At 37.8% G+C, this 11702-nt stretch carries 12 protein-coding genes; all 12 read left to right on the top strand.

Features of this window, described 5'->3' with window-relative positions:
- Positions 1–8 precede the first annotated feature (8 nt).
- The 12 genes from MKX57_RS09365 (at position 9) to MKX57_RS09420 (ending at position 11700) form a co-directional block, all read left to right on the top strand.
- Positions 9–1214 (top strand): phage portal protein, encoded by a 1206-nt coding sequence (locus MKX57_RS09365; protein WP_090001346.1) that lies wholly within the window; start codon positions 9–11, stop codon positions 1212–1214.
- The gene (locus MKX57_RS09370) at positions 1207–1956 is read left to right on the top strand and encodes a head maturation protease, ClpP-related (RefSeq protein WP_342550952.1); all 750 of its coding nucleotides are present in this window, start codon (positions 1207–1209) and stop codon (positions 1954–1956) included. Before MKX57_RS09365 ends, MKX57_RS09370 begins: the two co-directional genes overlap by 8 nt.
- A gap of 71 nt (positions 1957–2027) precedes the next feature.
- Entirely contained in the window at positions 2028–3215 is a 1188-nt protein-coding gene (locus tag MKX57_RS09375) for a phage major capsid protein (RefSeq protein WP_342551117.1), read from the top strand.
- Positions 3216–3257: 42 nt separating this feature from the next.
- Positions 3258–3497, top strand: coding sequence for a hypothetical protein (locus MKX57_RS09380; RefSeq protein WP_342550953.1), 240 nt, complete (start codon positions 3258–3260; stop codon positions 3495–3497).
- Positions 3497–3829, top strand: a complete 333-nt coding sequence (locus MKX57_RS09385; RefSeq protein ID WP_342550954.1) for a head-tail connector protein — start codon at positions 3497–3499, stop codon at positions 3827–3829. The genes MKX57_RS09380 and MKX57_RS09385 overlap by 1 nt, the downstream gene beginning before the upstream one ends.
- Positions 3807–4142 (top strand): phage head closure protein, encoded by a 336-nt coding sequence (locus MKX57_RS09390; protein ID WP_342550955.1) that lies wholly within the window; start codon positions 3807–3809, stop codon positions 4140–4142. The genes MKX57_RS09385 and MKX57_RS09390 overlap by 23 nt, the downstream gene beginning before the upstream one ends.
- The gene (locus MKX57_RS09395) at positions 4143–4562 is read left to right on the top strand and encodes an HK97-gp10 family putative phage morphogenesis protein (protein ID WP_342550956.1); all 420 of its coding nucleotides are present in this window, start codon (positions 4143–4145) and stop codon (positions 4560–4562) included.
- Complete coding sequence (locus MKX57_RS09400; protein WP_342550957.1) at positions 4559–4903, top strand: hypothetical protein; 345 nt, start codon at positions 4559–4561, stop codon at positions 4901–4903. The genes MKX57_RS09395 and MKX57_RS09400 overlap by 4 nt, the downstream gene beginning before the upstream one ends.
- 19 nt (positions 4904–4922) lie before the next feature.
- Positions 4923–5507: a major tail protein gene (locus MKX57_RS09405; protein ID WP_342550958.1), complete on the top strand. Its 585-nt coding sequence runs from the start codon at positions 4923–4925 to the stop codon at positions 5505–5507.
- Between the two features lie 72 nt (positions 5508–5579).
- Positions 5580–5888, top strand: coding sequence for a hypothetical protein (locus MKX57_RS09410; RefSeq protein WP_241604946.1), 309 nt, complete (start codon positions 5580–5582; stop codon positions 5886–5888).
- Positions 5889–6091: 203 nt separating this feature from the next.
- On the top strand, positions 6092–10798 hold the full coding sequence (locus MKX57_RS09415) for a phage tail tape measure protein (RefSeq protein ID WP_342550959.1): 4707 nt from the start codon (positions 6092–6094) through the stop codon (positions 10796–10798).
- 11 nt (positions 10799–10809) lie between these two features.
- A complete protein-coding gene (locus MKX57_RS09420) occupies positions 10810–11700 on the top strand; it encodes a phage tail family protein (RefSeq protein ID WP_342550960.1) in 891 nt (296 codons plus the stop codon).
- The last annotated feature ends 2 nt before the right edge of the window (positions 11701–11702 follow it).

Below are 11702 nucleotides of genomic sequence, written 5' to 3' on the forward strand. Positions count from 1 at the left end.
CAGCATACATGGCATATGCAGGGGCTACTACAGGTTGGAAGGGTTCAACATGGGATTTTAGCAATTGGTTTGGACGAACCTTTTGGGGCATTGATAACAGCCAATTAGCAACTAATGAAACGATTTTCAGTGTTATTAGTCGACTGGCTAACACTATGTCTGCATTACCTATAAAGCTGCATCAACATTACAATGTGATTCAAAATGATGTTTCAGATGTGCTTATAAATGAGCCAAATCAAAATATGAGTAGCTTTGATTTTATTAACGCTTTAGAAGTTAGTAGGAACGAAACAGGAAATGGATATGCAGTCATATTACGTGATATTAGGATGCGGCCAGTGGAGTTATTACCACTTGATCCGAATTGCGTGACTGAGTTTATTAATCGTGATGATAGTTCGTTGTGGTATGAAATTCGCGGTGATAATAAAAATATGTATGTCCACAACAGCGACATGATTCATGTTAAGCATATCCGAGGGCCAGCACGTTTGCGTGGCCTTAACCCTTTAAAGGTTTTGGCCAATACAATTAAATACGATAAGGCTGTTCAAGAGTTCTCTCTTTCTGAAATGGAGAAAAAAGAATCTTTCACATTGAGCTATGCATCAAATGTTGATGAAGAAAAAAGGAATCGAATTATTGGTGACTTTAGAAGGTTTTACTCTGAAAATGGGGGTATTCTATTTAAAGAACCAGGTGTTGAAATTGATCCAATCAAAAAACAATACTTTGCATCCGATACGTTGGCATCAGAGCGAATTACACGCTCAAGGGTAGCCAACGTTTTTAATGTACCGGTTTCATTTTTAAATGATTCCGAGGGTGGCACTCTAGGGTCGAACGAGCAACAAATGATTCAATTTACAAATATGAATCTATTGCCAACTGTTCGCCAGTATGAACATGAGTTTAACCGAAAATTGTTAACCAAAGCAGATAGACAAGCAGGCATGTATTTTAAATTTAATTTAGGTGGACTTCTTAGAGGTGATACTGCTACTCGCGCATCGTTTTATCAAATGGGCATTCGAAATGGGTGGTTTAAACAAAATGAAGTAAGAGGTTTTGAAGATTTGCCACCAGATGATTCAGAATACGCAAACAAGCTATGGATTTCTGGTGATCTTTATCCTATCGATATGGATCCGACATTGAGGAAGTCCACTGCTGCTGCATCAACTGTGGAAGGAGGTGGGAAAGGTGAATAAAAAACAGAAGGAAAAGTTCTTTAACATGAAGTTATCTGCAGATGGTAACTCCGCGGATATTTTTATTTATGGTGAAATTACTAAATGGGCTTGGGAAGAACTAGGCGAGGTTTCATCAATCACTTTCAAAAATGAACTAGATGCATTGGGGGATGATGTACAAACAATTAACTTATACATTAATAGCCCAGGCGGAAGTGTCTTTGAAGGATTAGCGATTGGTACCATGTTAAAACGTCATAAAGCAAAAGTAATTGCTCACGTTGATGCTTTAGCAGCTTCTATTGCATCTGTAATTGCTATGTTTGCTGATGAAATAAGAATGGCATCGAATAGTCTATTGATGATTCATAATGCTTGGACTTGGGCGAGTGGTAATGCAGAGCAACTTCGTAAAGCAGCCGATGACATCGAACGTATTAATGAGTCAGTTATCCAATCTTATTTAGATAAAGCAGGAGATAAACTAAATACAGAAACTTTAAAGTCTCTTTTAGATGCTGAAACATGGTTATCTGCTGAAGAGGCTTTTAATTATGGGCTTTGTGATGCAATCGATAATTTCAACGAGGCAGCCGCATGTATTGAAGAAAAGTTAATTAAACAATACAAAAATGTCCCTCAACAACTTTTACAGCCAGAGCCATCCACACCAGTAATGAGTGTGGAAGAAAAAACTTTACGTGAAAAAATTATTGCAGATTCAAAGGCGAATCTAACTTATTTAGAAACTATTCTTTAATTACTGGGAGGAAATTTTATATGAAAACTCAAACGAAAAAACTTTTAATTTCTTTGGAAAACAAAAACTCTATGAAAATGTTAATGCCACTGAACATTCAAATGTTCTCAGGTGACCAAAATCTTTACGAATTAAAGCAATCACTGATGATGATTGGCCAACAATTAAAAAAAGCAGAAGGCGAAGTTACTGCAAAGGCTTCTGACCCAACATCAAATCCAGAAGATATTAAAGCCGCTCAAAAGTCACGTGATGATTTACAATTACGCTTTGATGTAATTAAGCAACAACACGATCAAGTAGATAAAGAAGTTAAAGCTAAAATTGATGCTAACAAAGGTGTAAATGCCATCGATAACCCACAACAAAAAGTTATTGCTGCCAAAGCATCATTAGTCCGTTCTACTATGCGTGGAAAAGCGATTGATGCAGATATTCGTGCAGCACTTGGCGATGATGTAGCTTCTGGTGGTGGTAAATTCTTACCTAAAACTGTTTCACAAGATGTCATCTTAGCACCTTTAGCTAAAAATCCATTGCGCGGAAATTCTGCAGTAACACAAATTACGAATCTAGAATTGCCACGTCTATCTTTCACGTTAGATGACGATGACTTCATCGCTGATATGGCTACTGCAAAAGAATTAAAAGCAAAAGGTGATACAGTAGCATTCACACGTAACAAGTTCAAAGTATTTGCAGGGGTTTCTGAAACAGTAATTAATGGTTCAGATGCAGATTTAGTTGGACATGTGGAAAATGCACTTAAATCCGGTGTAGCTGCAAAGGAAAAGAAAGTGGCATTTACAACAACGCCAAAAAGTGGCGAAGAACACATGAGCTTCTATTCTGCAGAAAACGGCATTATTAAAGTGACTGGTGCAGATACTTACACAGCTATTCGTAAAGCTATTGCTGATTTACATGAAGATTACCGTGAAAACGCACAAATTATTATGTCGTACGCTGATTACTCTGACATCATTGAAAAATTAGCGAATGGGAATGCTACACTATACACTGCACAACCTGAACAAGTATTAGGTAAACCTGTTATTTTTGCTGATGCAGCTACAAAACCAATCGTTGGCGATCTATCATACTCACACTTTAACTATGATATTGGTGAAACTTTCGAACGCGATAAAGATATTAAAACTGGTATTGAGCAATTTGTTGTTACAGCTTACTTTGACCACCGAATCAAATTAGCATCTGCTTTCCGTATCGCAGATGTAGTTCCAGCTCCTGGAGATTAATAGAATTAGAAATTCTTAGTTTATAGAAAGAAGGTGAATCAAATGAGCCAATACAAAGTAATTAATCGTTTTCAAGAAAATAACCATGCAGGCCATGTTTACGAAGTAGGAGATACTTATCCAGCCGATGGTAAAAAGCTTGTTAAAGCACGTGCGGAGGCTTTGACGGAAGTCCATGAAGAATATGGGGTAGCATTCCTAAAAGCTGTTGAAGAGCCTAAGAAAGCTCCTACAAAGCAAGCGCCTAAACTGCCTTCCACAGATGAAAAGAGTGATGCTTAATGCAATTACTGGATGAGCTTAAAGAATATTTACGGATTGATGGGAATGACGAGGATCGTTCCCTTTCTACTATTCTGCAATCATCCATTTTTTATTTGGAGAATGCAGGGGTTAAACAGCCAGACGATTATTATTTGATTGTGGAGGACAAAGATGTTTTTGCCTTACATCGTTTAGCTATTATGACGCTCGCTACACACTTTTATGAGAATCGTATAGCTATTACGCCTTCCACAATTAAAACAGCTCAACAACCTATCCCATACGGCTTACAGTCGATAATTTTACAGATAAAGTGGGTGGATCCTGATGAACTATCGCAACAACAATAACGCAGGTCGTATGAACAAGCGCGCTACATTCTTAAATCCACCAGGTACGATAACTAATGGATGGCCAAGTGATGAATGGACTAAACAAGTAACGGTATGGGCGGAATTGAAGACTGCAAAAGGTTACAGATTATTTAGTTCTGATGCTACACAATGGCAAGGGAAATGTGTTATCGGCATTCGATACCGTAAGGATATTACAGAAGCTATGCGGGTTGAAGTAGCTGGCAAAACATACGAAATGGATTCGCCACCTGTGAATGATAATGGAGATAATCAGTGGCTCACAATCTTTTTAAAAGAGGTGGTTTAGATGAATTTTGAAATACAAGGTATGGACGCTTTGATGCAAAATCTAATGAATTTGCCATTAGAAGAGGATGAAGAAAATAAAGCACTTAATGCAGGAGCAAAAGTAGTCAAAGAAGCTGTTGAAAAAGAAGTGCCTGTTGGGAAATCAAAAAATAAGAAAAATAAATTGAAAAGTAACATTAAAATAAAAAGGGCAAAAGATGGTGAAGCCAAGGTACACACAGGTAAAGCCTACCACGGCCATATCTTAGAAGGTGGGCGGAGTGCTGGAAGTAAATATGTTACGAAAAAGGGTAAACGCCAGAAAGTAACATGGGGACCGATTGCACCAAATCCATTCTTTACACGAGGATTTGAGTTTAGTAAACCAGGTGCATTAAATGCTATTGCGGATGAAATAAAGAAGGCGAAAAATCTATGATTGATATTTCTGCACACATCACAGATACTTTGTCACCACTTAAATTAGATGTATTTTTTAACAGTGTTCCAACTGGGGCAACTATACCAAATCAATACATTACATTCTTAGAAATCAATGCAAAGCCAGCACTTGAAGCATCAGATCAAGAATACGAGACTGAACGACTAATTCAAATCAACGTTTGGTCGAAACCCAATTACTATCAACTTGTGGAGGACATCAAGCGATTGATGGAGTCGGCTGGCTATGAACGAACATTTGAATATGATGCACCAAAACAAGAAGGCGATTCCCACTTTAACAAAGTGTTGCGATTCGTCTTTTTTGATGAATATTAAATAATAGGAGGTCATGAAAATGACAGCTACAACGGTAAATGAAAAACCACAAAAAATTAGTTTGAAACGGATCCATTATGCATTAATGACTGATGAACAAACAGAAACATGGGGAGATGTTAAAACATTAACAATGCCAATCTCTTTAACTCTTACACCTAACTTCTCTGAAGCATCATTAGATGCCGGGGACCGTGTGGTGGACCAAGAGGCACAAATGGATTCTATTACAATTGCAGGCGAGACTGCTGATTTACCAACAGAGGTATTAGTTGATTGGTATGGTCACAAGAAATCTGCTGAAGGTGGTATTATCACCAACTCAAATGATTCACCAAATGCTATTGCAATTGGCTTTGAATCAGGATCTAAACTTGTGTGGTTCTTCAAAGCAAAATTAAAGCCAGGAGAGGAATCCAACGCTACTCGTAAAAAAGGTGAAACAAACTACAAAGTATATCCGTTCGCTGGTGAAGCTTTACCTTTAATTGATGGTATCATCAAACATACTGTAGATACGCGTGATTCGGGTGTAACAGCTACTCCTGAAACGTTCTTCTCTACTGTAACAAAACCTACTGAACCAACAGTACCAACACCTTAAACAGAAGTCCTTTTATAGGGCTTCTTTTCTTTTAACTAAATTAAAGTGACTAACGAAAAGGATGGATGAAATATGCAAATCAAATTACGAATTGATGGACAAGAAAAAACATTTACTAATGATTTTGTGAAGGCGCGTGTTTTCCGTAATGCCCTGAAAATGAATGAAAAAATGCGTGAAGAAGGCGCACAAGTTTCTGCGGAAACTTTTGACGGAATGATTGGATTTGTTGTAAATGTTTTTGATAATCAATTCACTGTGGATGACGTATGGGACGGCTTAGAGGCAGGGGTATTACAAGACGAAATTATGCGTGTATTCAACAGTGTACTTAATATCGGAGGTCTGCAGACGGCCTCCACAACAACTGAGGGAAAGTAAGTGGCCTAACAGCCTACCAAAATATAAAAAAATTCTATCGTGAGTTATTAAAAGAAGGATACAAACTTCATGAAATCGATGAAATGGATATTCATTTTTGGTTTGAATTATCCAATGATGTTGATGAGGAAATAGAAGAAGTCACAGCTGATGATATTGATTGGCTGTGATTTTTATTTTGGCCAAGAAGGCGGTGAGAATATATGGCAAGCATAGGAAGTTTAGAAGTCAGCCTTAGCTTAAATGCATCCAACTTTAACGGTACTGTAGCACAGGTAAATCGAAACATGAGAGCTATGGGGAGTGAGTTACAGGCTATTAGAGCAAGGGGCTCACAGTATGAAAATTCATTAACTGGTCTTTCTCAGAAACAGAATGTACTATCAAGATCATTTGATGCCGCATCGATTAAGCTACAAGAACAGCGACGTAGATATGATGAATTAGTAGCTAGTGGTACCGCATCATCAGCTCAAATTGAACGACAAGCTAATGCGGTTAACCAGGCACAAACCCAATACAATCGTTTAGATCGTGAATTAAGTGAAGTTACAGAACAATTACGTATACAGTCATCTCAGTGGACACAAGTCGGCCAACGAATGCAAGAAGTCGGCAGTAAACTATCTGCTGTAGGCGATGGGATGATGAATGTCGGTAAGAAATTATCCATGTATGTTACAGCACCAATTGCTGCTATGGGCGCTGGTGCCTTTAAAGCAGCGGTGGACTTCGAATCAGCTTTTGCGGGAGTTCGAAAAACTGTGGATGCAACAGAATCAGAATTCCAATATTTTTCTGATGAAATTCGCAACATGTCTAAAGATATTCCAGCTGCTGCTACAGAGATTGCAAAGGTAGCTGAAGCTGCGGGTCAATTAGGTATTAAAAACGATGCGATATTAGGTTTCACAAGAACAATGACTGATATGGGTGTTGCTACAAATATGTCTGCTGATGAAGCAGCGACTGCACTTGCGCGGTTTGCAAACATCACAAAGATGTCTCAACAAGACTTTGACAAATTAGGTTCTACAGTTGTAGGACTTGGGAACAATTTCGCGACAACTGAATCTGAGATCATAGAAATGTCTTTACGTCTAGCAGGAGCTGGTGCACAAATTGGTATGTCCGAAGCTGACATTCTAGGTCTTGCTACCGCATTATCTTCAGTTGGTATTCAAGCTGAGATGGGTGGTTCAGCTTTATCACGTGTAATGGTACGGATGCAGGTAGCTGCTTCAACAGGTCTTGGACAAATGGATGAACTGACAAAAAAGACAGGTATGTCTTTACGAGAATTGCAAATGCTTGCGGCTAATAACAGCATGGATTTCACGTCTTTAGCTGACTCATTAGGTATGACCAACAAGGAAATGAAAAACATTGTTAATGCGGGGCTTGATTTAGAAAACTTCGCAAAAGTTGCTGGAATGACGAGCAAGCAGTTTAAAGAGATGTTTGAAAAGGATGCCGTTGGTGCAATTGGTTCATTTGTAAATGGCTTAGGCAATGCAGAGCAAGCGGGCGAATCAGCCATCAACATGTTACAAGAGATGGGGATCACCGAGATTCTCCTCCGTGACTCATTACTACGTGCAGGGAATGCAAATGAGCTTTTTGCTGAATCAATTGACGTTGCTAACAAAGCTTGGGGTGAAAATGTAGCTTTAGCAAACGAAGCTGAACAACGATACAAAACAACTGAATCGCAACTAATTATCCTGAAAAATAAACTAGTCGACTTAGGTATTACCCTTGGTAATATACTAATTCCTTTTGTACTAAAAATGGTTGAATTAGTTGAACCATGGATTGAGAAGTTTGCTAGTTTATCTGAAAAAACTCAAAAGACCATTCTTATTCTAGGTGGATTAGCCGCAGCCATTGGTCCTGTACTTATTGTTGGCGGTGCATTAATTTCAAGTATCGGCACAATTATCAGTGCAGTCGGCGGACTATCCATGGCTATTGGTGTTGCAGGTGGAGCAACAACAGCATTTGGTGCAACATTATCGCTAATTACAGGACCTATTGGTTGGGCGATAGGCGCTATCGCTTTATTAACGGCTGGCGGAATTGCTCTATATAAAAACTGGGACACAATTGTTGAAAAGAACCCTCAATTATTAGCTTCATTTGCTGCCCTTGCTCCCCCAGTTGTATTAGTTGTTGGTGCAATTAAGACAATGCAAGATGCAATGAGCCCTGCAATAGAACAAGCTGATTTGTTTGGTGAAGGCGTCTCAGAAGCTACTCAAAAGGCATTGGGAGGTTACTTAGAGCTGTCAGATGGAGTCTCGAAAACATTATCTGAAGTTTATATTACTTCCACAAGAATGACTGAAGAAATAGCATCTGGTATGGCAGAACAATATGCTGAAATGAATAAAAAGATTGTGGAGGGCATGAAAGCCAGACATCAAGAGGAACTATCTGAATTAGAGAATTTCTTTATGAATTCATCAGCTCTTTCTTCAGCAGAAGAAGAAAAAATATTAGCAAATCGTCAAGCTCGCAATGAAAAAGAAATTGAACAGCAAAATTATATGCATCAACGTATAAATGAAATATATGCAAATGCAGCTGCTGAAAATAGAGAAATAACAGAGCGTGAAAATGAAATTATCAATAATTACAATGAGATGATGAAAGAAAACGCTGTGAGAGTTTTTAGTGAAAGCGAATTAGAACAAAAAGTCATCCTGGAACGAATGAAAGAAAATGCATCAATAGCATCTGCTGAACAAGCAGCAGAAGTAGTGAAAAATGCAATTAAGCAAAAGGGTGAAGTTTTAAAAGAAGCTAACGAAACCTACAACGAAAAGTATAAACTTATTATAAAAATGCGTGATGAAACAGGAGGAATTACAGCTGAAGAAGCTGATAGAATGATAGCAGAGGCTACTAAAGCAAAAGATCAGACCATCGCCATTGCTGAAGAACAACATGGCAAAATAATAGAAACAGCACAAAAACAAGCGGACGAACATGTAGATAAAGTAAATTGGGAAACCGGGGAAATACTTTCAAAGTGGGATATGATGAAAATTTCTGTCGGTAGAAAAGCCAGAGAAATAATCGAAGATACAAAAAATAAATGGGAACAAGCTAAGAAGGATACAGCAGAAAATTGGGAAGCAATAAAATCGTGGCCTGGTAAAAAACTTGACGAAATGAAAACGGCCGTTGATTCCAAAATGACAGAAGTAAAAACGAAAATTACTACAAAATGGAATGAAGCAGAAAATTTCTTGAAAAAAGTGAACTTAGTCCAAATCGGTAAAGACATTATAAACGGTCTAGCAAAGGGTATTGGCGATATGAAAGATGCGGTAAAAAAGAAAATAGAAGATATAGCCAAATCAATACCTGAATGGGCAAAGAAAATTTTGGATATTCGTTCTCCGTCACGTGTCATGAGGCAAATTGGTTTATGGACAGGTGAAGGTTTAGTAATTGGGTTAAACGAATCAAGTCCTAAAGTCAATCAGGCCATGTCTAATATAGGAGATGGTATTCTTGCAGTTTCTAAAAATTATCAAAAAGAATACACAAATTTGATCGATGAATTTAATCGAAAAAATGAAGATAAAAATGATAAGACTTTAGAAAAAATCTACAAAATCAGAAACAATGCTGCCAAAAAGAAACGTGCTTTAACTCAAAAAGAACTACAAGATATTGCTTTATTAGAAGCTTCATATAAAGACAACAAGCTTAAGGCTGACCAAGATTTCAATAAAAAGTATAAATCACTTGTTGAAAAGTCTGAGAAGGAATATCTAGAAGTCATCAAAAACTATATTGCTGATAAAAAGTCCTTAGATGAAATGTCCTTAATTGAAGAAGCAGCTATATGGGAACAATCAATAGAGTTATTTGCAGAAGGTTCGAAAGAACGTATCTCAGCTCAAAAGGAATATCAAAAATCTGTAGATGCGATTAACAAAGAACTGGTCGCAATTAATAAAGATTATCAGGGACAAATGCAAAAAATCAATGATGATTTGATTAAACAGGAAAATGACCTGACTAAAGCATATCAAGATGAATTTAATAAACGCCAATCTTCCTTAATGTCATTCGCTGGACTGTTTGATGAATTCAAAGTTGAAGTTAAAAACAGTGGTACTGAATTACTTAGTAATTTACAGTCACAGGTTGACGGTTTTAAACAGTGGCAAGATGAGTTTGCAAAGCTTGCATCACGAAACATAGATGCTGATTTGTTGGCAGAATTAAGTGACTTAGGGGTTAAGGCTCTTCCAGAACTAATGGCCCTTAATCAACTGACAGATGAACAATTAACGCAATATAGTGCACTGTATCAAGAAAAAGCAGCATTAGCGAGAGAACAAACTGAAGCTGAATTAGTAGGTATGAAAGAAGATACTGACAAGCAGATTCTTGCTTTACGTGAAGCTGCTGTAAAACAGCTAAATATTTTAAAAGCTGAATGGGGCTATAAAATTAAAGAGCTCACAAGCACTACAGCAACCGAACTATCATCCCTACAACAAATTGGGGCAGATGCTGGACAAGGGCTTCTAAACGGTTTAGCAAGCATGGAAGGACCATTGATTTCAAAAGCCAGACAAATTGCTAACTCTATTTCAAGCACTATACAACAAGCATTAGACATCCACAGTCCTTCACGTGTGATGCGAGGTTTTGGTGTAAACATTGGCCAAGGATTAGTGTTAGGGATGGATGACATGGTGAACAAGGTTGCAGATGCTTCAAGACGATTAGCCTCATCTGTGGAGGACAATGCACCACTTTCTAGTGGTAACAGGGGCAATGTTGATAACTCAAAACACTTTAAACCATCCGTGGTCATCCACACTAATGATAGTGGAGCTCGCGAGATGGAGCGTACATTACGTCGTATGCAGTTTGCATTTTAGGAGGTGACGATTTGTTAATTAAAGACATGACGATTACTAATAATCGTGGCGACTCGATAGTTTCTGGTCGTCACTTTTTTATTCGTGACGATTTTGCAATTAGTGGATTAGGTGCAAATGTGAATATGTCTGAGACTACTTCTGATGGAGCTCATTATCAATCGACAACTCTTTCTACACGTGATGTAGATGTACCTTTTTATATAAAAAAGACAAACGTAGAGCATTGGTGGATTGAGGAAAAGAGGCAAGATATTTATCGCGTTTGTAATCCGAAATTTAATCCGATGAGAATTGATTTTTCAACGCATTCAGGAGATCAGTTCTATGTAAATGCCAATTTAAGTGCAGCACCATTATTCAATCAAGGTAGGGCAAATGATAACAGTAGGTGGGTTACAGGTTTACTCCAATTTATATCAAGTGATCCGTTTATTTATGAGGCAGCATCGCGAAAAATAGATATAGCCCTTTGGGAATCAAACTTAGAATTTCCTTTGGAAGTTGTAGAGGAAGGCATTGAAATCGGGTATCGTAATCCCTCTTTGATTGTGAATGTATTGAATGAAGGTAGTGAATCATCTGGCATGTCTATACGATTTTTGGCACTATCACAGGTGGTAAACCCAAAGCTGCTTAATGTAACTACCTATGAAGCATTTAATCTAAAGTACACAATGCTTGCTGGTGATGTAATTGAGGTTTCCACTTACAAAGGAAAGCGTTCCATCACTTTGATTAGAAATAATGTAAAGACCAGTATCTTTAATGCTTTTGACTTTGGTACTTCCAAGTTTCTTCAATTGGAACCCGGAGATAATTTACTCCGATATGATGCAACTAGTGGTTTAGATTTTCTTGAAGTGTCCATTGAATTCACTCCTAAAAGGATAGGTGTATAACA

The organism is Lysinibacillus sp. FSL M8-0216, assembly GCF_038595555.1.
In the GTDB taxonomy this organism is placed as follows: Bacteria; Bacillota; Bacilli; order Bacillales_A; family Planococcaceae; genus Lysinibacillus; species Lysinibacillus fusiformis.

Bases quoted from the DNA above. Each gene is read 5' to 3' on its own strand.
- MKX57_RS09395 (WP_342550956.1), top strand. From the start codon at position 4,143: ATGAATTTTGAAATACAAGGTATGGACGCTTTGATGCAAAATCTAATG.
- MKX57_RS09405 (WP_342550958.1), top strand. From the start codon at position 4,923: ATGACAGCTACAACGGTAAATGAAAAACCACAAAAAATTAGTTTGAAA.
- MKX57_RS09410 (WP_241604946.1), top strand. From the start codon at position 5,580: ATGCAAATCAAATTACGAATTGATGGACAAGAAAAAACATTTACTAAT.
- MKX57_RS09365 (WP_090001346.1), top strand. From the start codon at position 9: ATGGCATATGCAGGGGCTACTACAGGTTGGAAGGGTTCAACATGGGAT.
- MKX57_RS09415 (WP_342550959.1), top strand. From the start codon at position 6,092: ATGGCAAGCATAGGAAGTTTAGAAGTCAGCCTTAGCTTAAATGCATCC.
- MKX57_RS09380 (WP_342550953.1), top strand. From the start codon at position 3,258: ATGAGCCAATACAAAGTAATTAATCGTTTTCAAGAAAATAACCATGCA.
- MKX57_RS09390 (WP_342550955.1), top strand. From the start codon at position 3,807: ATGAACTATCGCAACAACAATAACGCAGGTCGTATGAACAAGCGCGCT.
- MKX57_RS09385 (WP_342550954.1), top strand. From the start codon at position 3,497: ATGCAATTACTGGATGAGCTTAAAGAATATTTACGGATTGATGGGAAT.
- MKX57_RS09375 (WP_342551117.1), top strand. From the start codon at position 2,028: ATGAAAATGTTAATGCCACTGAACATTCAAATGTTCTCAGGTGACCAA.
- MKX57_RS09400 (WP_342550957.1), top strand. From the start codon at position 4,559: ATGATTGATATTTCTGCACACATCACAGATACTTTGTCACCACTTAAA.